This is a genomic window from Streptomyces sp. NPDC001135, assembly GCF_053598395.1.
Genome location: NZ_JBSFKD010000006.1, coordinates 46,259 through 70,508 on the forward strand (window position 1 = coordinate 46,259; position 24,250 = coordinate 70,508).

Here is a 24,250-nt window from a genome sequence, read left to right on the forward strand (position 1 = left end):
CGGAATGGACACGGGTGGGGGAAGAGAAGGGCAGGGGGCAGAAATGGACACCGGAGGACACTCGGCCGGCACACCGGCCGGACGGCGGCCCGCAGCCGCCGGCGGCGAGGACGCACCACAGGGGCCGCCGCCCGCACCCGACGGCGAAGGCCGCACGGGCGGTCCGGGCGGGAAGGACGTCCCCGCCGAAGGCGGAGCCGAGGCGCGCCGCCCAAGGCGCCGCCGAGCCCTCCGCTGCACCCTCGCCGTCCTCGCCCTCCTGCTCCTGCCCCTGCTCACCGCCGAGACGGCCCTCCGCATCAACTACACCGGCACCCCGGAACCCGGTACCACCACCCGCCACCAGGACGCCCTCTGGCTGGGCCACGCCTGGGTGGACGGCCGTAAGACCGACCGCGACGTCCAGGCCCTCGCCCGCCGCCTGAAGACCACCGGCATCCGGGACCTGTACGTCCACGCGGGCCCCCTGGAACACGACGGCACCCTCCCCAAGTCGTCCTATGCCGGAGCCCGTTGGCTGACAACGGCCCTGCACGGCGCGGCACCCCGCATCCGCGTACAGGCCTGGCTCGGCGACAAGCTGGCCAGTGAGAGCCCCGACGGGCTGCGTCTGGACCGCCCCGCCACCCGCGCCGCGATCCTCGCCTCCACCCGCCGGATCCTCGCCGCCGGCTTCCAGGGCGCCCACTTCGACCTGGAGCCCCTCCACTCCGGCGACCGCGACTACCTCGCCCTCCTCGACGACCTGCACGCCCTCACCCACTCCCGGGGCGCGGTGCTCTCCGTCGCCGCCCACCAGATCGACCCGCTCCCGGCCTTCCACTCCTTCTGGGGCGCGACCACCGGTCACCCCAAGTGGTGGTCGCAGTCCTACTTCGGGCAGGTGGCCCGCCGCGTGGACCAGATCGCCGTCATGTCGTACGACACCATGCAGCCGCTGCAGAGCCTCTACGGCGGCTATGTGGCCCAGCAGACGAGCCTCGCCCTGGAGGTCACCCCGCAGACCACCGACCTCCTCATGGGCCTGCCCTTCTACCACGAGAACCGCTTCGGCCACCGGGCCCGCGCGGAGACCGTCCCGGCCGCCGTGCGCGGTGTCCGCCTGGGCCTGTCCCGCACCGACGCCGACCGCGTCCGTTTCGGCGTCGCCCTGTACGTCGACTTCGCGGCCACGGAGGCGGACTGGCGGGCGTACGAGGAAGACTGGGTCCGCTGAGCGACGCCCGCACCCCTTGACGGAACCCATACGCGGCAGCGCGGAACACCACCTGGCGCGGGCGCTGGCCTGGTGAGACGATGATCGCCATGCACATGTACTTGGTGGTGGCGGCCGGGCTGGCCGTGGCCCTGCTCGCGGTGGTCGGTGTCGCGGCCGCCGCGACGGACTGGATGCCGCCCCTGGCCCGTCCCAGGGTGCTGCGGCCGCGGCTGTGGGGATACGGGACGCTGGTCAGCGCGCTCGGGCTGGGCCTGTACATGTTTCTGGGGCCGCTCGCCGACGCGGGGCTGTCCGCCCTGCCCCTCGCCGGCTGGGTGCTGTTCATGGGCGGGATGATCGTCCAGCTCCTGGCCCGGCGCCCCGGACGCCCCGTTACGAAGACCGCCTCCTGATCTTCGAGCCGAGCCACACCAGCGGGTCGTACTTGCGGTCGACCGCCCGCTCCTTCAGGGGGATCAGGGCGTTGTCGGTGATCCTGATCCCCTCGGGGCAGACCTCCGTGCAGCACTTGGTGATGTTGCAGTAGCCGAGGCCGTGTTCGTCCTGCGCCGTGCGTTTGCGGTCGAGGCCGGTCTCGGCGGCCGCGTCCAGCGGGTGCATGTCCAGTTCGGCGATCCGCATCAGGAAGCGCGGGCCCGCGAAAGCGCTCTTGTTCTCCTCGTGGTCACGGACGACGTGGCACGTGTCCTGGCACAGGAAACACTCGATGCACTTGCGGAACTCCTGCGAGCGGTCCACGTCCTCCTGCATCATCCGGTACTCGCCGGGCCCCACACCGGCCGGTGGCACGAACGCCGGGACCTCCCTCGCCTTCTGGTAGTTGAAGCCGACGTCCGTCACCAGGTCACGGATCACCGGGAAGGCGCGCAGGGGCGTGATGGTGATCGTCTCCGACCGGTCGAAGACCGACATGCGGGTCATGCACATCAGCCGCGGGCGGCCGTTGATCTCCGCCGAGCACGAACCGCACTTGCCGGCCTTGCAGTTCCAGCGCACGGCCAGGTCGGGCGCCTGGGTGGCCTGGAGGCGGTGGACGATGTCCAGGACCACCTCGCCGTCGTTGACCTCGACCTCGAAGTCCCGCAGGCCGCCGCCCTGTTCGTCGCCCCGCCACACCTTGAAGCGGGCCTCGTAGCTGCTCACTCGTACAGCTCCTCTTCGGCGAGGTACTTGACCAGCTCCTCCTTCTCGAAGAGGGCGAGCAGGTCCGGGCGGATGGGGTCGGTGGTCTCGCGGGTCAGGCGGATCTGGCCGCGGCCGGGGTCGGTCGCCGCGAGGCCGCCGGTGGGGTCGGCGAGGGCGCACAGGAGGTTCACGTTGCGCCAGGCGCGGTCCATCGTGGGATGGTCCTCACGGGTGTGCCCGCCGCGCGACTCGGTGCGCTCCAGCGCGGCCCGGGCCACGCACTCGCTGACCAGCAGCATGTTCCTGAGGTCGAGGGCCAGGTGCCAGCCCGGGTTGAACTGGCGGTGGCCCTCCACGCCGGCCCGGCGGGCCCGTACCCGCAGCTCGGCCAGCTTGCGCAGGGCCTGCTCCATCTCGCCCTCGCGGCGGATGATGCCGACCAGGTCGTTCATGGTCTGCTGGAGTTCCTGGTGCAGGGTGTACGGGTTCTCCGGGGGGCCCGCCTCGCCCTCCCGGTCCGTCTCCGCCGAGAACGGGCGCAGCGCCTCCGCCGCGGCCGTGTTGACCTGGGCGTCGTCCACCGCCGGGCGCCGGCCCGCCAGCCCCTGCGCGTACTCGGCCGCGTGCCAGCCCGCCCGCCGGCCGAAGACCAGCAGGTCGGACAGGGAGTTGCCGCCGAGCCGGTTGGAGCCGTGCATGCCGCCGGCCACCTCACCGGCCGCGTACAGGCCCGGTACGCCGCGCGCCGCCGCCGTGTCGGAGTCGACCGCGATGCCGCCCATCACGTAGTGACAGGTCGGCCCGACCTCCATCGCCTCCGCCGTGATGTCGACGTCCGCCAGCTCCTTGAACTGGTGGTACATGGACGGCAGCCGGCGCCGGATCACCTCGGCGGGCATCCGGGTGGACACGTCCAGGAAGACCCCGCCGTGCGGCGAACCCCGCCCCGCCTTCACCTCGGCGTTGATCGCGCGGGCCACCTCGTCACGGGGGAGGAGTTCGGGCGGGCGCCGGTTGTGGTCCGGATCGTCGTACCAGCGGTCGCCCTCCTCCTCCGACTCGGCGTACTTCTCCTTGAACACGTCCGGGACGTAGTCGAACATGAACCGCTTGCCCTCGGAGTTCCTGAGCACCCCGCCGTCGCCGCGCACCGACTCGGTGACGAGGATGCCCTTCACCGACGGCGGCCAGACCATGCCCGTCGGGTGGAACTGCACGAACTCCATGTTCAGCAGCGGCGCCCCGGCGAGGAGCGCGAGTGCGTGTCCGTCGCCGGTGTACTCCCACGAGTTCGACGTCACCTTGAAGGACTTGCCGATCCCCCCGGTCGCGATCACCACGGCGGGGGCTTCGAGGACGAAGAAGCGGCCGCTCTCGCGGTCGTAGGCGAAGACCCCGGAGACCCTCCCCCAGCCTTCGGCCGGGGGGACCCCCATCTCGCTTCGCTCGCCGTCCTTCAGGACCCGGGTGACGGTGCACTCCTGGAAGACCTTCAGCCGGGACTCGTAGTCCCCGGTCTCCTTGAAGTCCTCCTGCTGGAGCGCGACGATCTTCTGTTGGAGGGTGCGGATCAGCTCCAGGCCCGTACGGTCGCCGACGTGGGCGAGGCGCGGGTACTCGTGGCCGCCGAAGTTGCGCTGCGAGATCCGGCCGTCCTTCGTACGGTCGAACAGCGCGCCCCAGGTCTCCAGCTCCCACACCCGGTCCGGGGCCTCCTGCGCGTGCAGCTCGGCCATCCGCCACTGGTTCAGGAACTTGCCGCCGCGCATGGTGTCGCGGAAGTGGACCTGCCAGTTGTCGTGCTCGTTGGCGTTGGCCATCGCCGCCGCGATGCCGCCCTCGGCCATCACGGTGTGCGCCTTGCCGAACAGCGACTTGCAGATCACCGCCGTACGGGCGCCGCGCTCACGCGCCTCGATCGCGGCCCGCAGTCCGGCGCCGCCGGCACCGACCACGACGACGTCCCACTCCTGGCGGTCGACCACGGACATCAGCTCAGTACCTCACTGGTCTCTAGAAGAAGCGGGGATCGGCGAAGACACCGGACGCGACGAGATACACGTAGAAGTCGGCGAGCGCCACGCTCAGCAGCGACGCCCACGCCAGCTGCATGTGGCGGGCGTTGAGCCTGCCGACGAACTGCCACGCCCTGTAGCGCACCGGGTGTTTCGAGAAGTGCCTGAGCTTGCCGCCGACGATGTGCCGGCAGGAGTGGCAGGACAGCGTGTACGCCCAGATCAGCACGATGTTGGCCAGGAAGACCAGGGTGCCGAGCCCCATGTGGCCCCACCGGTAGTGCGTGTCCCGGAAGGAGAGCACCGTGTCGTAGGTCAGCACGCCGGCGACCAGCAGGGCGGCGTAGAAGAAGTACCGGTGGAGGTTCTGCAGGATCAGCGGGAAACGGGTCTCGCCGGTGTACGTGCGGTGCGGCTCGGCCACCGCGCAGGCGGGCGGGGACGCCCAGAAGCTGCGGTAGTACGCCTTGCGGTAGTAGTAGCAGGTCAGCCGGAAGCCGAGCGGGAAGATCAGGATGATGATCGCGGGGGAGACGCCCCACCAGCTGCCGAACAGCTGCCAGTTCGGCCCGGCGTGCATGACCTTGCAGCTCTGCGCCAGGCACGGCGAGTAGAACGGCGAGACGTAGGGCGCCGCGTAGTAGTCCGCGTCGGCGAAGGCCCGCCAGGTCGAGTAGACGACGAAGGCCAGCAGACCGGCCGCGGTGACGGCGGGCGCCAGCCACCAGCGGTCGGTCCGCAGGTGCGGGGCGGCGATCGCGGCGCGCGTACCGGTGCGTACACCGCCGCTGTTCTGTTGGGGTTCCGTACCAGTAGCCAAGGGGGACTCCGGTCGGTCGGGGGTCAGGGGGCGCGGCGGTCGCGGGCGCCCAGGCCCTCGTCGTCCGAGTCCGTCCACAGGCTGATGTCGTACGGCGTGTCGGAGATGGTGACGAGGTCGGGCCGGCGCGGGGCGTCCGGCGCGGCGGTCGCCTCGCGCAGGAGCGCCACGCTCTCACGCAGATGGTCGGCGTCCAGACGGACCCGGCGCATCTCGAGGCCGCCGCTGTCGAGCTGGTGCTCCAGGCGTCCCAGCGACCGGTACAGGTCGTCGAGGGAACGCTGGACCGAGGTGATGTCGTCGTGCACGGACATGACTTGCCCTCACTTCCGTGGTCCGGCGGACCCTGGGCGGCAACGTTCATGCGCCTTGGAGTGTTGCGCGCCGCACCTGCCGGTGTGAAGGCATGTGCAGCGATTGGCGGAGGCGCACCGGTGCATCTCGGGTGGTGTTGCGCCGCACGGGTGGGGTTACCGCCCGTCGTCGCCGTGTCGCCCGCGGTTGCCGGATCCTTTCCTCTTCAGTGGGCCGCATAGATCTGATCAGCTCCATATACCGCCAAAGGTGATCAGCTCCATATACCGACAAATGTGAGCATAAAGCCCGCGGCTCCCCGGAGGTAGCAGAGATGTCCCACGACGGCGTCGGAGCCCGCTCGCGGCACCCCCAGCGGAGCGTCATGCGTTCGGTCACGTTTCTGACCGCCGGTGTGCTCGCCGTCCCCCTCCTTGCCGGATGCGGCTCCGACGACAAGCCCCCCAAGCCCCTCGCCGGGCAGGACATCGCCCCGGCCGCACGTGATCTCGTCGCCGACGGCGGCACGCTGAAGTGGGCCGTCGACGCCGTCCCGGAGACCTTGAACACCTTCCAGGCCGACGCCGACGCGGGCACCAACCGGGTGGCCCAGGCCGTGCTGCCGTCGATGTTCCGGCTGGATGCCACCGGCCGGCCGGTGCCCAATCCCGCCTACCTGGAGTCGGCCAAGGTCATCGAGACCGAACCGCGCCAGGTCGTGCTGTACAAGCTGAACCAGCAGGCGGTCTGGAGCGACGGCCGGGAGATCGGTGCCGCCGACTTCGTCGCCCAGTGGCGCGCCCTGTCCGGAAGGAACAGTGCCTACTGGACCGCCCGCAACGCCGGCTACGACCGCATCGAGAAGATCGAACGCGGCGCCAACGACCTCCAGGTCCGGGTCACCTTCTCGCGCCCCTACGCCGACTGGAAGTCGCTGTTCTCCCCGCTGTACCCGAAGGACGTCATGGGCACCCCGGACGCCTTCAACGACGGCGCCCGCCGCAAGCTGACGGTCACCGCCGGCCCCTTCAAGGTGGAGAAGGTCGACCCCGCCGCGAAGGACGTGGTCCTCACCCGCAACCCGCGCTGGTGGGGCAGGCCCGCCAAACTGAACGGGATCGTGCTGCACGCCGTGGCCCGCGACCAGCGGTCGGTCGCGCTCGCCGACGGCACCGTGGACCTCGCCGACGTCAACCCCGCCGATGCCGAGCGGATCGGGCTCGCCGCCCGCGGCACCACGAACCCGCTGCAGGGCTCCGGCAGGACCTCCCTGACGAAGCTGCGCTCCTGGGCGCTCGCGCACGGCTTCGGCTCCGACCGGGCCGGGGCGGGCCGGACGAAGCTGCGCGCGGCCATCGCCGCGTACCTGGACGAGCAGCAGGCGCTGCGCGACGTCGAGGTCCGCAAGTCGCTGGAGCCCGCCTACACCCAGCTCGCCCTCAACGGCTCCGGGGGTCCCCTGGCCGACGAGCGCGTCCGCCGGGCCGTCGCCCGCGCCCTGGACCGCAAGGAACTGGCCAAGCTGGTGCTCACCCCGCTGGGCCTGCCCGCCGTCCCGGTCGGCAGCCACCTCGCGCTGAGCGGGCAGGCCGCCTACGCCGACAACAGCGACGCGATCGGCGACGAGGACACCCAGGCGGCGCAGGCGCTGCTCGCCGACGCCGGCTGGGTGCCGGGCGGCCCGGTCAAGGAGGAGAGGAAGGGCGAGAAGGCCGCTGGCCCCGAGGGCGATCGCGGGAAGGGCAAGAAGGAGCAGGAGGACAAGTCCGACGGCGGTGACGACGGCGCGTACATCGTCGGCGAGGACGACAAGAGCGGGGACGGCAAGAGCGGGGACGGCAAGTCGGGGGGCCGCGACGACGGCGGGGACCGGCACATCGCACAGGAGGGCAAGCACGGCGGTGTGCCCGGCGCGTACGCCCCCAAGGGCACGGCCGCGCCGGCCGCCGCCCCGGCGGGCCTGCTCGCCAAGGACGGCAAGGCGCTCGCGCTCCGCTTCGTGCTGCCGTCCGGCGCCGGCTCCGAGGTGCTGAACTCGGTCGCCCTGCGGATCTCGGCCATGCTGGAGCGGCTCGGGATCCGGACGACGATCACCAAGGTCTCCGACGAGAGCTACTTCAAGGACCACATCGCCTCCGGCGACTACGACCTCGCGCTGTACTCGTGGCCGTCCTCCGCGTTCCCGGCGACGGACGACCGGCCGGTCTACGCGAAGCCGGTACCGGCGGCGGACGGCTCCCTGAACGTCGAGCAGAACTACACGCGGGTGGGGACCGACCAGGTCGACCAGCTCTTCGACCAGGCCGTGGCGACGCTGGACGAGGACGAGGAGGTCTCCCTGATCCGCAAGGCGGACTCCAGGATCTGGGCCGCGGCGGGCTCGATTCCCCTGTACCAGCGGCCCCAGCTGGTGGGTGCGCGGAAGAACCTGGTCAACGCCGGGGCGTTCGGTTTCCAGACGCCGGTCTACGAGGACATGGGCTTCCTGAAGAAGGGGGCGAAGATCTCCCCCAGTCCCACCGGGTGACCTGCGCGGAGATCACCGCGTGGCCCTGAGAGGGCCGACTCACTCGGGGCCACGTACCATGGGGTGAGGCCGTGGCGTGTCCAGCCCGGCAGGGCCCGTGCGACACAGACGTACGCGCAGGGCGATCCTCACCACTCCGGGAGTACGGCAGCTTATGGCCACGCGCCACGACATCCGCAACGTCGCCATCGTCGCTCACGTCGACCACGGCAAGACCACCATCGTCGACGGCATGCTGAAGCAGGCCGGCGCGTTCGCCGCCCACCAGCTCGACTCGGTCGACGACCGCATGATGGACTCGAACGACCTGGAGCGTGAGAAGGGCATCACGATCCTCGCCAAGAACACGGCGGTCAAGTACCACCCGAAGGACGGCGGGGACCCGATCACCATCAACATCATCGACACCCCCGGCCACGCCGACTTCGGTGGCGAGGTCGAGCGCGGTCTGTCGATGGTCGACGGTGTCGTGCTGCTGGTGGACGCCTCCGAGGGCCCGCTGCCGCAGACCCGCTTCGTCCTGCGCAAGGCGCTCCAGCAGCGCCTGCCCGTCATCCTGTGCATCAACAAGACGGACCGTCCGGACTCCCGCATCGACGAGGTCGTCAACGAGACCTACGACCTCTTCCTGGACCTGGACGCGGACGAGGAGCAGATCGAGTTCCCGATCGTCTACGCCTGCGGCCGTGACGGCGTCGCGTCGCTGACGAAGCCGGCCGACGGCACCGTCCCGGCCGACAGCGACAGCCTGGAGCCGTTCTTCTCCACGATCCTGGAGCACATCCCGGCGCCGACGTACGAGGAGGACGCGCCGCTGCAGGCCCACGTCACCAACCTCGACGCCGACAACTTCCTCGGCCGGATCGCGTTGCTCCGCGTCGAGCAGGGCGAGCTGCGCAAGGGCCAGACGGTGGCCTGGATCAAGCGCGACGGATCCATCAGCAACGTGCGCATCTCCGAGCTGATGATGACCGAGGCGCTCACCCGCAAGCCCGCCGAGAAGGCCGGTCCCGGCGACATCTGCGCCGTCGCCGGTATCCCGGACATCATGATCGGTGAGACCCTCGCCGACACCGAGAACCCGGTCCCGCTGCCGCTGATCACGGTCGACGAGCCGGCGATCTCCATGGTCATCGGTACGAACACCTCGCCGCTGGTCGGCCGTGGCGGCACCGGCAAGGGCGCCGACGCGAAGGCGGCCGTGAAGGACCGCAAGGTCACCGCCCGCCAGGTCAAGGACCGCCTGGACCGCGAGCTGATCGGTAACGTCAGCCTCCGTGTCCTGGAGACCGAGCGTCCGGACGCCTGGGAGGTACAGGGCCGCGGTGAGCTGGCGCTCGCCATCCTGGTCGAGACCATGCGCCGGGAGGGCTACGAGCTCACCGTCGGCAAGCCGCAGGTCGTCACCAAGGAGGTCGACGGCAAGGTCTACGAGCCGGTCGAGCGCATGACGATCGACGTGCCCGAGGAGCACATGGGCGCCGTCACGCAGCTCATGGGTGTCCGCAAGGGCCGCATGGACAACATGTCCAACCACGGCTCGGGCTGGGTCCGCATGGAGTTCGTCGTCCCGTCCCGCGGTCTGATCGGTTTCCGTACCGAGTTCCTGACCCAGACCCGCGGCACCGGCATCGGCCACTCCATCCACGAGGGCCACGAGCCCTGGTTCGGCACGCTGCAGACGCGTAACAACGGCTCGCTGGTCGCCGACCGCGCCGGTGCCGTCACCGCGTTCGCGATGACGAACCTGCAGGAGCGCGGCGTGCTGTTCGTGGAGCCGGGCACCGAGGTGTACGAGGGCATGATCGTCGGCGAGAACTCCCGCTCCGACGACATGGACGTCAACATCACCAAGGAGAAGAAGCTCACCAACATGCGGTCCTCGACGGCCGACGTGGCCGAGTCGATCGTGCCGCCGCGCAAGCTGTCGCTGGAGCAGTCGCTGGAGTTCTGCCGTGACGACGAGTGCGTCGAGGTGACCCCGGAGGCCGTTCGCATCCGCAAGGTCAACCTCGACCAGCGTGAGCGGGCCCGCGCCGCGAGCCGCGCCAAGCACGGCTGATCCAGGACCCGTTGAGCCCGGGTGCCCCCCAGGATGGGGGCACCCGGGCTTTTTGCAACCCGTTTTCGGGACCCCTATGTCCGGCATGCGGAGATCGTTGCCCGATAGCCAAGTAACAAGTCCGTTTCGTGCCTTCTTCCGTCGAACACTTTGTCCAGATTTTGGAAGCTTCTGCGGCGATCCGTGACTGAATTGAGATCTACGGGCGGTGGTCGGTGGTCGACCCATGGCAGATAGTTAGCCGCGAAGCGCTCGGGTCAACGGGTCTCGCGCACTGTGGGGACAGTGTGCCGACTCACGAGCACCAGGGGGTGTCTGTCCCTCCGTCAGGGGTGTCGGAGGGACGACGGAAACCCTCTCCTGTTGGTGAACGCGTGGAGTCACTCATACCTTGAAACGGACGAACCGTGACAAGTCCTATCGACATTGAGGGCGGCGGGACTTCGGTCGTCGTCGACGGCGAACCAGGGCCGGAGGCGAAGGGCGAAACCGTCAAGCTCGAGGGCCGGTCTCCCGGCCAGCTGATGTGGATGCGCTTCAAGCGCGACCGCACGGGCGTGATCTCGGCCTACGTCGTGGGCTTCTTCTTCCTGGTCGGACTGCTCGCCCCGCTGATCGCCAAGCTGTACGGCAAGAACCCGTACACGGTGTACGCGGACGAGCGCCCGGACCTCTTCGACAGCGCCGGTGTGCCGGTACAGCCCAACGGAGGTATCAGCGGCGACTTCTGGTTCGGCCTCGAACCCGGCAACGGCTACGACGTCTTCACCAAGCTGATCTACGGCATCCGCACCTCCCTGACGATCTCGGTCGCCGTCACCCTCGCCGTGGTCGTGACCGGCATCCTGCTCGGTGTCGCGGCCGGCTATCTCGGCGGCAGGACCGACTACTTCATCGGCCGGGTCATCGACTTCCTGCTCGCCTTCCCGGCCCAGCTGTTCTTCATCGCGAGCATGCCGGTCGTGGTCTCCCTGTTCGTCAGCCCGCGCGACGAGACACCGACCTACGTCCGGGTGGTGGCCCTGATCCTGGTCCAGTGGTTCCTGGGCTGGATGGGCCTCGGCCGGATCCTGCGCGGCACCGCACTCGCCCTGCGGGAGCGGGAGTTCATCGAGGCGGCCAAGGTCAGCGGGGCCTCGCCGTGGCGGATCATCCGCAAGGAGATCCTGCCGAACATCGTCACCCCGCTGCTGGTGCAGTCGACGTATCTGCTGCCCAACTTCGTGACCGCCGAGGCCGGTCTGTCGTACCTGGGTGTCGGCATCGTCGAACCGACGCCGGACTGGGGGCAGATGTTCTCCAAGGCGTCCACCGAACTGGTGATGCAGAACGACATCACCTACATGTTCTTCCCCGGCGTCTCGATGATCATCTTCGTCGTCGCGTTCAACCTGCTCGGGGACTCGGTCAGAGACGCCTTCGATCCCAAGACCGCGCGCTGACCTGGCACCACGTCAACCACACGGTTCGTCACTTTTCACAGATGGGTGGGAAATTTCGTGATGAGTAGGGGCGGACGCCACGCATACGGCGCACTCTCCGTGCTCGCGGCCGGAGCTCTCGTGCTCACCGGTTGCAGCAAGGGCGGCAGCGACAGCAGCGCCAACGACAAGAAGGACCAGGAGAACGCCAAACGGCAGCAGGCGTCGATCAAGTTCGGTGGGGCGGCGGACTCCACCGGCCCGGCGGCTCCGGTGCCCGGTGCCAAGCCGGGCGGCACCATGGAGGTGCTGCAGCGGGACTCGTACGCGCACCTCGACCCGGGCCAGATCTACGTCTCGGACCAGATGTCCGTCGCGCAGCTGCTGCACAGAGGCCTGACCGGCTACAAGGCCACCACCAACGACGGCAGCGGGCACGAGGTGGTCGGCGACCTCGCCACCGACTCCGGGACCACCACGGACGGCGGCAAGACCTGGAAGTACACGCTCAAGGACGGCATCAAGTTCCAGGACGGAACCCCGATCACGTCCAAGGACATCCGGCACAGCGTCGAGCGGCTCTTCGCGCCGTTCATCAACCAGGGCCCCGCCTACCTCCAGCAGTGGCTGGCCAACGCCTCCGGCGCCGCCTACCGCAAGCTGCTGCCCGACGGGCCGTACAAGGGCAAGCACCTGCCCGGCTCCGTCCTGGAGACCCCGGACGAAAAAACGATCATCTTCCACTTCAAGACCCCGCACCCCGACCTGCCCTACGCGCTGGCGATGTCCGGCTACGCGGTGGTCTCGGAGAAGGGCGACACCAAGCAGCGGTACGACAAGGCCCCGGTGGTGTCCGGCCCGTACAAGATCCAGTCGTTCAAGTCCGGCAAGTCGATGGTGCTGGTCAAGAACCCCCACTGGGACGCGAAGACGGACCCGATCCGGCACCAGTACGTGGACCAGTTCAACATCACGTTCAACCAGCAGTACGAGACCTCCACCAAGGCCCTGCTGGCCGACAGCGGCGCCGACCGGACCGGCATCAGCTTCAACAACCAGGTCGACGCGGGCAACCTGTCCCGGGTCCTCAAGGACCCGAAGATGAAGTCCCGCACGGTCGGCGGCTACCAGCCGTACGTGGGCCAGATGAACATCAACATGAGCCACAAGGCCATGCAGGACAAGACGGTCCGCGAGGCCATCGCCTACGCCCTGCCGATCACCCCGTTCCTGCGGGCCTACGGCGGCACCGACGCCATGGAGGTCGCGGGCGGCCTGATCTCCCCGACCGTCTCCGGCTACGACCCCACCTTCGACCCGTGGGGCAAGAAGAAGAAGCCCGCCGGCGACCCGGACAAGGCCCGTGAGCTGCTGAAGAAGGCCGGCAAGCTCAACATGAAGCTGACCTTCGGCTACATCAACACCCCCGAGGGCCAGCAGTACTCCACCGCCATGGCGGCGGGCCTGAAGAAGGCCGGCTTCGACGTCCAGCGCCAGGAGATCCCGTCCGAGACCTACTACGACCAGGTCTCCAAGGTGAACAACAACTACGACATCTTCCACACCGCGTGGGGTGCCGACTGGCCGTCCGCCTCGACCGTGATCCCGCCGCTGTACGACGGCCGTGTGATCGCCGACGGCGCGCAGAACTACTCGCAGGTCAACGACCCGAAGATCAACAGCGAGATCGACCGGATCGGCAAGATCACCGACCCGGTCAAGTCGGCGGCCGAGTGGGAGAAGCTCGACCAGTACATCGTGAAGGACAGCGTCAACGTCATCCCGACCGCGTACTACAAGCAGGTCCAGATCGCCGGCTCCCAGGTCGGCGGCCTCGTCTACGACGACGTGATCGGCGGCGTCGACCCGCGTCGCCTCTTCATCAAGTAACCGTCCCCGCCCGGTACCCGGCACCCTCCGCCAGCGGAGGGTGCCGGGTACCGCGGAGGCCGCCGACGTCTGAGAGCTGCCCTGTCATGCTGCGCTTCCTCGTGCGCCGGTTCATCGGTGCGGTCGTCATTCTGTTCCTGCTGAGCATCGTCACGTTCGTGCTGTTCTTCGGGGTGCCCCGGGACCCGGCGCTGATGATGTGCGGCAAGACCTGTAACCCGGACAGCATCGCGAACATCCACCATGTGCTCGGCCTCGACAAACCCATCACCGAGCAGTACGGGATCTTCCTGCACAACCTGTTCATGGGCAGCGGCCAGTTCGCCCAGGGACCCTGCCCCGCACCCTGCTTCGGCTACTCGTACCACACCAACGAGCCGGTCTGGGGCACGCTGATGGACCGGCTGCCCACCACCGTCTCGCTCACCCTGGGCGCGGCCGTGTGCTTCCTGTTCGTCGGCCTCGGCACCGGGCTCCTCGCCGCCTGGCGGCGAGGCACGCTGATCGACAAGACGGCCACCGCCGGCGCCATGGTGATCAGCTCGCTGCAGATCTACTTCCTCGGCCCGCTGGCCCTGGCGATCCTCGTCTACCAGACCCACTGGTTCGACAAGCCCGCCTACAACGAGTTCACCCAGGACCCGGTCTCCTGGTTCACCGGCCTGATCATCCCCTGGGTGATCCTCTCCACGATCTTCGCCGCGCAGTACACCCGTATGGCGCGGTCCTCGATGATCGAACAGCTCCAGGAGGAACACGTCCGCACCGCCCGGGCCAAGGGCATGTCCCGCCGATACGTGTTCTTCCGCTACGCCTGGCGCGGCTCGCTGATCCCCATCGTCACCATCTTCGGCATCGATCTCGGCTCGCTGTTCGGCGGCGCCATCATCACCGAGTACACCTTCGGCCTGCCCGGCCTCGGCAACCTCGCCGTCCAGTCCGTCTTCTTCAGCGACCTGCCGCTGCTGCTCGGCGTGATGCTCTTCTCCGCCAGCATGATCCTGCTGTTCAACATCGTCGTCGACGCCGCCTACGCCTTCATCGACCCGCGCGTGCGGCTGTCCTAAGGAGAGACACATGAGCACTCCCCTCCTCTCCGTACGGGACCTGCACGTCAGCTTCAAGACCGAGGACGGCGTCGTACGGGCCGTGGACGGGCTCTCCTTCGACCTGGAGCGCGGCAGGACGCTCGGCATCGTCGGCGAGTCCGGCTCGGGCAAGTCGGTGACCAACCTGACCATCCTCGGCCTGCACAACCCGATGTTCACCACGGTCGAGGGGGAAATCCTGCTGGACGGGCAGGAGTTGACCACGGCGCGGGAGTCCGAACTGGAGAAGCTGCGCGGCAACAAGGTCGCCATGATCTTCCAGGACCCGCTCACCGCGCTCTCCCCGTACTACACGGTCGGACGGCAGATCGCCGAGCCGTACATGAAGCACACCGGCGCCTCCAAGAAGGGGGCCTGGGAGCGCGCCGTGGAGATGCTCGGCAAGGTCGGCATCCCGAACCCCGCGGAGCGGGCGAAGGACTACCCGCACCAGTTCTCCGGCGGTATGCGCCAGCGCGCGATGATCGCCATGGCCCTGGTCTGCGACCCCGGCCTGCTCATCGCCGACGAGCCGACGACCGCCCTGGACGTGACGGTGCAGGCGCAGATCCTGGACCTGCTCAAGGACCTGCAGCAGGAGTTCGGCACCGGCATCGTCTTCATCACCCACGACCTGGGGGTGATCGCCGACATGGCCGACGACATCATGGTGATGTACGCGGGCGGCGCGGTGGAGCGGGGCACGGTCGACGAGGTGCTCAGAGCACCGCGCCACCCCTACACCTGGGGCCTGCTGAACTCGATGCCGCGCCTGGACTCCGACCTCGGTGGCCAGCTGTCCCCGATCCCCGGTTCACCGCCCTCACTGCTCAACCCGCCGCCCGGCTGCCGCTTCCACCCCCGCTGCACCTTCCAGGACCGGGTCGAGGGTACGGGCCGCTGTGTGCGCGAGCGTCCGCTGATGGCACCGGACCGGCCCTCCGCCTGCCATCTGACGCAGGAACAGAAGCAGACCATCTTCACCGAGGAGATCAAGCCCCGTCTGGGCTAGGAGGACAGTGTCATGACCGAGGGGACGACAGGGGAGACGGCAGGGGAGAGGGCGGGGGAGAGCGTCCTCACGGCCCCGCGTGAGCACGGCGCGGGCACGGACGGCGAGCCGCTGTTGCGGGTCTCGGGCCTGACCAAGCACTTCCCGGTCAAGGGCGGCTTCCCGATCCGCCGGACGATCGGTTCGGTACAGGCCGTGGACGGTATCGACCTCGCCGTGCACGCCGGGGAGAGCTTCGGCCTGGTCGGCGAGTCGGGCTGCGGCAAGTCGACCACGGGCCGGCTGATCACCCGCCTCCTGGAGCCGACCGGCGGCACGATCACCTACCGGGGCCGGGACATCAGCCGCGCCACGCGCAAGGAGCTCGCCCCGATCCGCTCCGAGATCCAGATGATCTTCCAGGACCCGTACTCGTCGCTGAACCCGCGGCAGACGGTCGGCAAGATCATCTCCAGTCCGATGGAGATCAACGGCATCAACCCGGCCGGCGGCCGGGAGAAGCGGGTCCGCGAACTCCTGGAGATCGTCGGCCTCAACCCCGAGCACTACAACCGCTTCCCGCACGAGTTCTCCGGCGGTCAGCGCCAGCGCATCGGTGTCGCGCGGGCGCTGGCCCTGGAGCCGAAGCTGATCGTGGCGGACGAGCCGGTCTCGGCCCTCGACGTCTCCATCCAGGCCCAGGTGGTGAACCTCCTCCAGAAGGTCCAGAAGGAACTGGGTATCGCGTTCGTCTTCATCGCCCACGACCTCGCCGTCGTCCGGCACTTCTCGCAGCGCGTCGCGGTGATGTACCTCGGCAAGATCATCGAGGTGGGTGACCGGGAGTCCATCTACACCCGGCCGCGCCACCCGTACACCCACGCCCTGCTGTCCGCCGTCCCCGAGGTGAACCTCGCGGTGGAGGACGCGGGCGGACGCGAACGCATCCGCCTGGCCGGCGACGTCCCGTCCCCCATCTCCCCGCCGTCCGGCTGCCGCTTCCGCACCCGCTGCTGGAAGGCCCAGGACAAGTGCGCGGCCGAGGAACCGCCGCTGGTGCGGATCCCCGGCAACCACGAGGGCCACCTGACGGCCTGCCACTTCCCGGAGGAGCCGACGACCGGGGCCCGGGACGAGGACATCGTGCTGGATCCGGCGCTGGCGGCGCTGGAGGAGGGCACGACGGACCAGGGGGACTCCGCCTAGGCGCGGCGTGCCACGGTGATGATCTCGGGAGCCGTGGGGGTCAGCGGTCCCCGCGCCCAGTCCCCGTACTGCTCGACGACCGTCAGCCCGGCGTCGGCCAAGAAGTCCCCCAGTGTGCGGGGGTCCAGGAAGCGCAGGACGCTGTGGCACACCCGGGGGGCCGGCCAGCCGTCGCCGTCGTAGGTCTCCGTGAACCGCACCCGGTCCCCGCCGGGCCCGTCGTCCTGGACCTCGTGCCACACCCGCACCGGTGTCCCGTCGGCGGCGGTGATCTCGTACACCCGCTCCGGGACCCACCGCTCCCAGACGCGGGCGGCCGGGTTGCGGGTCTCGAACACGAACCGCCCGCCGTCGGCGAGGGCCGCCCGGACCGCGCGCAGGGAGCCGCGGATGTCCTCGTCCCGGACCAGCTCCTGGAAGGCGTGTCCGGTCATGACGACGAGGTCGAATTCACGGGTCCACAGCCGGGTGCGCATGTCCCCGAGCACCCACTCGACGTCCGGCCGGGCCCGCCGTGCCTGTACGAGCATGGCGGGGGCCGGATCGAGGCCCATCAGCCGGCCCCGGTGCCCCTCGTCCCGGGCCCGGCGCAGCAGCCGCCCGGTGCCGCACCCGATGTCCAGCACCGAGCGGGCCTCACGCACCAGACCGAGGTAGAAGTCGTCACCCGGCCCCCAGGGGTTGAGGTGGTCGTAGAGCGCGGCGAGCGTGAGATCTGTGAAGACTTGATCCACCACCGCCGCAGTCTTGCACACGTTCCTGAACGATGGGTCAGTTTCCCGTGCAGTTTTTGAGCATCTCTCAGCTTTCGTGCTGCGCAGCGTCGATGAAAGAGGTGAAGGCGGTGGGTGCGACGGTGAGGGTGGCTCTCGCTGGGGGCCTTGAGCCGCGGACGGCCGTGCGGGTGTCCTGGTACGCGACTTCGACGGTGCGGGTGTTCGACGTGGAGTGAGCGGGCATGCCGAAGGCCCGCGTCCGGGGAGACGCGGGCCCTCGTTCCCTGGAAGCGGACGTCATGGGCTCGGGTCAAGGGGCCGGTGAAGTCCGTTCCGCAAGGGGCGGCTGACGGAGAAAGGGGTGTGTCAGGCCGCCGCCTCGGGGTCCTTGGAGAGACGGTCCTCGGAGGCGCGGGGAGCCGGGATCGTCTCCGTCGTCTCCGGGTAGTGGCACGCCGTCAGATGGCCCGGCTTGTTGCCCTCCGCCTGGACCAGCGGCGGTGCCTCGCTCGCGCACTTCTCCGTCGCCTTCCAGCAGCGGGTGCGGAAGCGGCAGCCGGAGGGCGGGTTGATCGGGGACGGGACGTCGCCGACCAGGCGGATGCGCTCGCGCGGCTCCGCGTCCACCGTCGCCTCGGGCACGGCGGACAGCAGGGCCCGGGTGTAGGGGTGGCGCGGGTTGCCGTACAGGTCGTCGCGGTCGGCGATCTCCACGATCTTGCCGAGGTACATCACCGCGACGCGCTGCGAGAAGTGCCGGACGATCGCGAGGTCGTGGGCGATGAAGACGAACGCGATGCCCAGTTCCTTCTGGACCTTCTGGAGGAGGTTCACCACCTGGGCCTGGATGGAGACGTCGAGGGCCGAGACCGGCTCGTCCGCCACGATCAGCTTCGGCTCCAGGGCCAGCGCGCGGGCCACACCGATGCGCTGGCGCTGACCGCCGGAGAACTCGTGCGGGAAGCGGTTGTAGTGCTCGGGGTTGAGGCCGACGATCTCCAGGAGTTCGCGGACCCGCTTCTCCCGGCCGCCCTCGGGCTGGATCCCGTTGATCTCCATCGGGCCCGAGATGATCTTGCCGACCGTCTGCCGCGGGTTCAGCGAGGCGTACGGGTCCTGGAAGATCATCTGGATCTCGGAGCGGATCGGGGCGAGCTTCCTGCGGTCCGCGTGCGTGATGTCCTGCCCGCGGTAGGTGATCGTGCCGCCGGTCGGCTCCAGGAGGCGGGTGATCAGCCGGCCCGTGGTCGACTTGCCGCAGCCCGACTCACCGACCAGGCCCAGGCTCTCGCCCTCGGCCACCTGGAAGTCCAGGCCGTCGACCGCCTGCACGGCGCCGACGGTACGGCGGATCGGGAAGCCGCCCTTGATCGGGAAGTGCTTGGTGAGCCCGGAGACGTCCAGGAGGGGGTTCGTGTTGCTCATGGTGTGAAGTCCCGTCTGGTGTCCGTCAGTTGTGCCGGGTTGCGGCGAAGTCGGCGAAGAGGTCCCGCTTCTGGTCCGAGGTGAGGTGGCAGGCGGAGCCGCGGCCCTCGGTCACCTCCAGCGTCGGGCGCTCGGTCGAGCACAGGCCGCCCGCCACCTTCTCGGTGAACGTGCAGCGCGGGTGGAAGCGGCAGCCGGACGGCGGGTTGAGGAGGGACGGCGGGGAGCCGGGGATGGGGGTGAGCGGCACGTCGACCGGCCCGTCCAGGCTCGGCATCGAGTTCAGCAGGCCGAGGGTGTAGGGGTGGTCCGGGGCGCTCAGCACCTGCTTCTTGGTGCCGCGCTCCACGCACCGGCCGCCGTACATCACCAGCACGTCGTCCGCGATGTCGGCGATCACGCCCAGGTCGTGCGTGATGAAGATGATCGCCGTGCCGAACTCCTGCTGGAGGTCCTTGAGCAGGTCCATGATCTGGGCCTGGACCGTCACGTCGAGGGCCGTCGTCGGCTCGTCGGCGATGAGCAGCTCGGGGTCGCAGACCAGGGCCATGGCGATCATCGCGCGCTGGCGCATACCGCCGGAGAACTGGTGCGGGTAGTCGTCGACGCGGGTGTCGGGCTGGGGGATGCCGACCCGGCGGAGCATCTCGATCGCACGGTCCCGGGCTTCCTTCTTGGAGGCGCCGGTGTGCTTGCGGTACGTCTCGGCGATCTGCGCGCCGATGGTGTGGTACGGCGAGAGCGAGGCCAGCGCGTCCTGGAAGATCATGGACATCTTGTTGCCGCGCAGCTTCTCCAGCTCGGACTCGGAGGCGTTGATCAGCTCCTTGCCCTCGAGGAGGATCTCGCCGTCCATCGTGGTGTTCCGCGGGTCGTGCAGGCCCAGGATCGCCATGTTGGTGACGGACTTGCCGGAGCCGGACTCACCGACGATGCCGAGGGTCTTGCCCTTCTCCAGGTCGAAGGAGAGCCCGTCGACGGCCTTGACGACGCCGTCCTCGGTGGAGAAGTGGACCCGCAGGTCGCGCAGGGAGAGGAAGGGGGTGCTCATGACTCTCCTTAGGCGAGGCGCACGCGCGGGTCGACGAGTGCGTACACGGCGTCGACGAGGATGTTGAAGACGACGATCGCGGCCGCCGCGACCAGGATGACGCCGAGCAGCACAGGAAGGTCGTTGGTGCCGACGGCCTTCACCGAGAGGGCGCCGATGCCCTGGAGGCTGAAGGTCCACTCGGTGATGATCGCGCCGCCGAGCAGCTGGCCGAGGTCGAGGCCGAAGATGGTGATGATCGGGCCCATCGCGCCGCGCCAGGCGAAGCGGAAGAACACCGCCCGGCGGGACAGTCCCTTGGCGCGGGCCGTACGGACGTAGTCCTCGCTGAGCGACTCGACCAGCTGGGAGCGCGTCATACGGGTGTAGTTGGCGGTGAAGATCAGCGACAGCACCAGCCACGGCACCAGCAGACCGGTGAACCACTTGCCCGGGTCGTCGGTGAACGGCGTGTAGTTGGCGCGGTCCAGCAGGTGCCACTGGTCCACGAGGAGGTACGTGGCGAGCACACCGACGACGAAGATCTGCATCGAGGACGCGACCAGCGACGCCGAGCTGGCGATCTTGTCGAGGGCCTTGCCCTGCTTCACCGCGGCCAGCATGCCCGTGCCGACACCGAAGAGCAGGAAGACCACGGAGCTGCCGAGGGCCAGGGAGAGCGTGGTCGGGAAGCGGTCCTCGATGGTGGCCATGACCGGCTCGCGGTTCTGGAACGAGTAGCCGAGGCACGGCGCGTCGCAGCGCCCGTACGAGGTGTAGTCACGCCCCACGAACAGGCCCTTGAGCCAGTCCCAGTACTGCACGGGGAGCGAGTGGTCGATCCCCAGGTTCTTCTTCACCAGGGCCAGGGTCTCGGGTGTGCAGACCTTGCCGCACGCGATGCGGGCGGGGTCGCGCGGAGCGGCGTAGAACAGGACGAACACCAGGGCGCTGATGATCAGCAGGATCACAGCGGCGCCGAGGGTCCGGCGGATGAGGAAGCGGAGCATGGCAGTTGGGTTTTCCTGACGGATGCCGTAGGGGGTGGAGAGGGCGGGGCGGCACGGGGCCGCCCCGCCGGGGGGTCGTACGTCAGGCCTTCACGAAGGTCTTGTACAGCAGGGTCGAGGCGAACTGCGGGTCCATCTGGGCGCCGCCGACCTTGGAGCCGTGCAGGTAGTAGCGGCGCTGGAAGGTCTCGGGAATGATCGGCGCGACCTCCTTCATGATCCGCTTGTCCAGCGCGGCCCAGGCCTTGCCCGCCTCCTGCTGGTCGGCGATCACCGCGTTCTTCTTGATCCCCTCGTTGATCCAGCTGATGTTGGTCTGCGAGATGTTGTTCTGGCCGTTGCCGATGGCGGCACCGTCGAACAGCGGCTGGATCACGGTGAAGGCGGTCGGCCAGTCCGGGGACCAGCCGAACCACATCACGTCGTAGGTGTTGTCGATCTGCTGGATCTGGTCGTAGTACGTGGTCTGGTCGATCGGCTTCATGACCGGCGTGAAGCCGGCCGCCTTCAGCGCGTTCTCGATGACGACCTTGGTCTTCAGGTAGGTCGGGTCACTCGGGAACGCGTAGACGATCTTCATGCCCAGCTTGCCGGCCTCCTTCAGGAGGGCCTTGGACTTCTCCGGGTCGCCCTGCGGCTTGGTGTTCTTGCCGTAGAGGTCGTACTTCTCGTAGCCGATGAGGTCCGGGCTCATGATCGAGGTCGCGAAGTCACCGGCGGTCGGGCCGCCGTAGATCTGCCGGATCTGCTGCAGCGGCCAGGCGTGGTTCAGGGCCTGGCGGACCTTCAGGTCGGTGACGCGCTTGGTGTTGATCGCGTAGTAGTACAGACCGGTGAGGAGGCCGTTGAAGGTACGCGCCTTCAGCTGCGGGTCGGTGAGCACCTTCTGGATGCGCTCGGCCGGGACTTCCTTGTAGATCGACACGGCCTGCTTGTCGTTGCCCTGGTCCGCGATGAAGCGGTCGGTGGACGTGAGGATCGTGACACCGAACTCGAACTCGAAGCTGTCCGGGTAGGCGTTGCGGATCGAGTCGGTCGCCGGGTCCCAGTGCGCGTTGCGGACCAGGACCATCGACTTGTCGGTCGTGTGCGCCTTGATCTTGTACGGACCGCAGGCGGCCGGCCGCTTGTCGTACTTCTCCTTGGTGTCCAGCTTCGGCGAGGTGGCGGCGTACGAGTGCATGCCCAGCGTGAAGTTGAAGTCCGGCTTGGCCTCGGCCAGGTGGAAGGTGATCGTGCGCTTCGCCTTGTCGGTGACGATCGAGTCGAGGTGCTTGCCCTTGTACGGGCCCTCGTAGGCGTCACGCCACTTGGCGCCCTTGCCGGTCAGCGCCATCTGGACGTAGGTGGCGGACTCGGTGATGAACGGGGCCCACAGGCGCTCGATGCCGTGGCGCACGTCCTCGACGGTCAGCTCGCTGCCGTCCTCCCACTTCAGACCCTCCTTCAGCGTGAAGGTCCAGGTCTTGTTGTCCTTGGAGGCGGTGCCGGTGTCGGTGGCGAGGTCGCCGACCAGCGTCTGGTGGCCCTGGGCGTCGGTCTTGTAGCCGGTCAGGCAGCGGTGCAGGAGCAGCGCGGCCGAGGAGTTGTACGCGTAGTAGATGCGCTGCGGGTCCAGGTGGGAGAAGTCCTGCGGCGACAGACCGTAGATCGTGCCGCCCTTCTTCGCACCGGGGATCTCCGGGGCCGGGCCGGTCGAGTCGGCCTTGGTGCCGATGGCGACCTTGGCGGCCGTGTAGGAGGTGGCACCGTCGGTCGGGCTGCCGTTGCCGCCCCCGCCGCCGCTGCTGCACGCGGACAGCAGCGTCGAGCCTGCGGCCGCGACAGAGGTGGCGATGACGAAGTTTCTGCGGGAGAGAGACATGGCTGACCCGTTCGTAGTGGAGGAAAAGAGGTGCTTGCGCCTGGCCGGGCCCCGTCGCCCGGCCGGGGCGGAACTCAGCGCTTGGTCTTCGGGTCCAGGGCGTCGCGGACCGAGTCACCGAGGAGGTTGAAGGCGACGACGAAGATCACCATGGCCAGGCCCGGGAAGAGCATGAAGGTGATGTCGTCCTGGTAGACCTTGGCGCCGTTCTGGATCATCACGCCCCAGTCGGGGGTGGGGTCCGAGAGGCCGACGCCGAGGAAGGCGAGGGCGGCTTCCGTGGTGACGTAGGTCGGCAGGAGGAGCGTTGCCTGGATGAGGATCGGGGTCCACAGGTTGGGCAGCAGTTCCTTGAAGATGATCCGGGCCGGGGAGGCACCGGTGACCTTGGCCGCCTCCACGAACTCGCGCTCGCGCAGGGCGAGTACCTCACCGCGCAGCAGACGCGCGATGGAGGCCCAGCCGAAGGCCGTCATCACGAGGATGAGGCTGGTGACGGTCAGCCAGACCGGGGTGGCGTCCGTCGGCGCGACGAAGATCGCCATGACCACCGGCCAGAAGGCGATGAAGAACAGCGTCTGCGGGAACGCCAGCAGGATGTCGATCACGCGGCCGACGAAGTAGTCCGTCTTGCCGCCCAGGTAGCCGGCGGTGATGCCGATGACGACACCGAGCAGGACCGTCAGCAGGGCGGCGGCCGTGGCGATCAGCAGCGAGTTGCGGATGCCGTACAGCAGGAAGGTGAAGACGTCCCGCCCGAGCTGCGGCTCGATGCCGAACCAGAAGTCGGAGCTGATGCCGCCGTTGGGCTTGATCGGGTAGCCGAACTGGTTGAACAGGCCCGGGATGTTCATGCCGTACGTGGTGTACGGGTCCTTGCCGTACACCTTGGCGATCAGCGGCGCGGCGATGCCCACCACGAAGAAGAAGATCACCACGAAGGCGGATATGACGCCCGAACGGTCCCGCTTGAAGCGGGTCCAGGCCAGCCGTCCCGGAGAGCGGCTCTCGGTGCCCTTCGGGTTGCCGGGCTTCGCCGATGGGGCGCTGTCTTCTTTGGTCACCTCGAGTGGGGCGGCCGACGAAGGGGTTGGGGGGGTCATGATGCTCCGTGCCCTGTGGTCAAGGCTCCGCAGGGCGCTCCCCTACGGGCTACGCCGGACTTTTTCAACGCAATTCATTCAAGGTCAATAAATTCTCGGTCGCCTTGGTTGCGTCTTTACGTTCTTTACTTGATCTTGACCGTTCCGTAGCTACGCGGGTAGCACGCCGTAATCAATCCGTGCTTCACATCGGACCAACTGCACCAATCGGGCAATGAGTTCGATATGCGGACGGCAGTGTGTCGAAATGCGTACATCGACACGTCACAATCCAACGTTTCGGCAACGTTGCACGGAGATCTGTTGCGCGGTCCGCGCAAGATCGTCCGGGCTCGCCCAGGTGGCTGTCTGCATTCGGATGACGTGTCCCCCTAAAGGCCCCCAATCCAGCGACGGGCATGCGATATGCCCTGTATGAGTCGATATTGGCCGGTATCTGATTCG

General features: G+C 68.6%; 20 protein-coding genes. 9 read left to right on the plus strand and 11 right to left on the minus strand.

Features of this window, described 5'->3' with window-relative positions; genetic code table 11:
* Window positions 1-43 precede the first annotated feature (43 nt).
* Window positions 44-1,216, plus strand: a complete 1,173-nt coding sequence (locus ACWC94_RS10140) for a hypothetical protein (RefSeq protein WP_450796057.1) — start codon at window positions 44-46, stop codon at window positions 1,214-1,216.
* An 89-nt stretch (window positions 1,217-1,305) separates the two neighbouring features.
* Window positions 1,306-1,611, plus strand: coding sequence for a hypothetical protein (locus ACWC94_RS10145; RefSeq protein ID WP_450796058.1), 306 nt, complete (start codon window positions 1,306-1,308; stop codon window positions 1,609-1,611).
* Here the strand turns inward: ACWC94_RS10145 and ACWC94_RS10150 are convergent.
* From ACWC94_RS10150 to ACWC94_RS10165, 4 genes are read right to left on the minus strand one after another with little or no spacing between them, the layout of a single operon-like run.
* Window positions 1,592-2,362: a succinate dehydrogenase/fumarate reductase iron-sulfur subunit gene (locus tag ACWC94_RS10150; protein WP_450796059.1), complete on the minus strand. Its 771-nt coding sequence runs from the start codon at window positions 2,360-2,362 to the stop codon at window positions 1,592-1,594. The genes ACWC94_RS10145 and ACWC94_RS10150 overlap by 20 nt on opposite strands.
* Window positions 2,359-4,335 carry a fumarate reductase/succinate dehydrogenase flavoprotein subunit gene (locus ACWC94_RS10155; protein WP_450796060.1) on the minus strand — a complete coding sequence of 659 codons (1,977 nt, stop codon included), beginning with the start codon at window positions 4,333-4,335 and terminating at the stop codon, window positions 2,359-2,361. The genes ACWC94_RS10150 and ACWC94_RS10155 overlap by 4 nt, the downstream gene beginning before the upstream one ends.
* A gap of 22 nt (window positions 4,336-4,357) precedes the next feature.
* Window positions 4,358-5,179 carry a hypothetical protein gene (locus tag ACWC94_RS10160; RefSeq protein ID WP_450796061.1) on the minus strand — a complete coding sequence of 274 codons (822 nt, stop codon included), beginning with the start codon at window positions 5,177-5,179 and terminating at the stop codon, window positions 4,358-4,360.
* A gap of 23 nt (window positions 5,180-5,202) precedes the next feature.
* On the minus strand, window positions 5,203-5,493 hold the full coding sequence (locus ACWC94_RS10165; protein ID WP_450796062.1) for a hypothetical protein: 291 nt from the start codon (window positions 5,491-5,493) through the stop codon (window positions 5,203-5,205).
* A gap of 314 nt (window positions 5,494-5,807) precedes the next feature.
* Here ACWC94_RS10165 and ACWC94_RS10170 point away from each other — a divergent pair, with 314 nt between their 5' ends.
* From ACWC94_RS10170 to ACWC94_RS10200, 7 genes are all read left to right on the plus strand, one after another.
* Window positions 5,808-8,000 carry an ABC transporter family substrate-binding protein gene (locus ACWC94_RS10170; protein ID WP_450796063.1) on the plus strand — a complete coding sequence of 731 codons (2,193 nt, stop codon included), beginning with the start codon at window positions 5,808-5,810 and terminating at the stop codon, window positions 7,998-8,000.
* 154 nt (window positions 8,001-8,154) lie between these two features.
* Complete coding sequence (gene typA, locus ACWC94_RS10175) at window positions 8,155-10,062, plus strand: translational GTPase TypA (protein WP_450796064.1); 1,908 nt, start codon at window positions 8,155-8,157, stop codon at window positions 10,060-10,062.
* Between the two features lie 407 nt (window positions 10,063-10,469).
* Window positions 10,470-11,504 (plus strand): ABC transporter permease, encoded by a 1,035-nt coding sequence (locus ACWC94_RS10180; RefSeq protein ID WP_450796065.1) that lies wholly within the window; start codon window positions 10,470-10,472, stop codon window positions 11,502-11,504.
* 60 nt (window positions 11,505-11,564) lie between these two features.
* Window positions 11,565-13,373, plus strand: a complete 1,809-nt coding sequence (locus ACWC94_RS10185) for an ABC transporter substrate-binding protein (protein WP_450796066.1) — start codon at window positions 11,565-11,567, stop codon at window positions 13,371-13,373.
* A gap of 86 nt (window positions 13,374-13,459) precedes the next feature.
* Window positions 13,460-14,440 (plus strand): ABC transporter permease, encoded by a 981-nt coding sequence (locus ACWC94_RS10190; protein ID WP_450796067.1) that lies wholly within the window; start codon window positions 13,460-13,462, stop codon window positions 14,438-14,440.
* A 10-nt stretch (window positions 14,441-14,450) separates the two neighbouring features.
* Entirely contained in the window at window positions 14,451-15,473 is a 1,023-nt protein-coding gene (locus tag ACWC94_RS10195; protein WP_450796068.1) for an ABC transporter ATP-binding protein, read from the plus strand.
* A gap of 12 nt (window positions 15,474-15,485) precedes the next feature.
* Window positions 15,486-16,658: an ABC transporter ATP-binding protein gene (locus tag ACWC94_RS10200; RefSeq protein ID WP_450796069.1), complete on the plus strand. Its 1,173-nt coding sequence runs from the start codon at window positions 15,486-15,488 to the stop codon at window positions 16,656-16,658.
* On the opposite strand, the gene ACWC94_RS10205 is transcribed toward ACWC94_RS10200, so the two are convergent.
* The 7 genes from ACWC94_RS10205 to ACWC94_RS10235 all read right to left on the minus strand — a co-directional run bounded on the left by ACWC94_RS10205 (window position 16,655) and on the right by ACWC94_RS10235 (window position 23,806).
* Window positions 16,655-17,395 (minus strand): class I SAM-dependent methyltransferase, encoded by a 741-nt coding sequence (locus ACWC94_RS10205; RefSeq protein ID WP_450796070.1) that lies wholly within the window; start codon window positions 17,393-17,395, stop codon window positions 16,655-16,657. The genes ACWC94_RS10200 and ACWC94_RS10205 overlap by 4 nt on opposite strands.
* Before the next feature lie 64 nt (window positions 17,396-17,459).
* Window positions 17,460-17,675 carry a DUF397 domain-containing protein gene (locus tag ACWC94_RS10210; RefSeq protein WP_450796071.1) on the minus strand — a complete coding sequence of 72 codons (216 nt, stop codon included), beginning with the start codon at window positions 17,673-17,675 and terminating at the stop codon, window positions 17,460-17,462.
* A 65-nt stretch (window positions 17,676-17,740) separates the two neighbouring features.
* A complete protein-coding gene (locus ACWC94_RS10215) occupies window positions 17,741-18,799 on the minus strand; it encodes an ABC transporter ATP-binding protein (RefSeq protein WP_450796072.1) in 1,059 nt (352 codons plus the stop codon).
* A 25-nt stretch (window positions 18,800-18,824) separates the two neighbouring features.
* Window positions 18,825-19,850, minus strand: a complete 1,026-nt coding sequence (locus ACWC94_RS10220; RefSeq protein ID WP_450796073.1) for an ABC transporter ATP-binding protein — start codon at window positions 19,848-19,850, stop codon at window positions 18,825-18,827.
* 8 nt (window positions 19,851-19,858) lie between these two features.
* Window positions 19,859-20,839, minus strand: a complete 981-nt coding sequence (locus tag ACWC94_RS10225; protein WP_450796074.1) for an ABC transporter permease — start codon at window positions 20,837-20,839, stop codon at window positions 19,859-19,861.
* Window positions 20,840-20,921: 82 nt separating this feature from the next.
* Entirely contained in the window at window positions 20,922-22,703 is a 1,782-nt protein-coding gene (locus ACWC94_RS10230; RefSeq protein WP_450796075.1) for an ABC transporter substrate-binding protein, read from the minus strand.
* A 74-nt stretch (window positions 22,704-22,777) separates the two neighbouring features.
* Complete coding sequence (locus tag ACWC94_RS10235; protein WP_450796076.1) at window positions 22,778-23,806, minus strand: ABC transporter permease; 1,029 nt, start codon at window positions 23,804-23,806, stop codon at window positions 22,778-22,780.
* Window positions 23,807-24,250 lie beyond the last annotated feature (444 nt).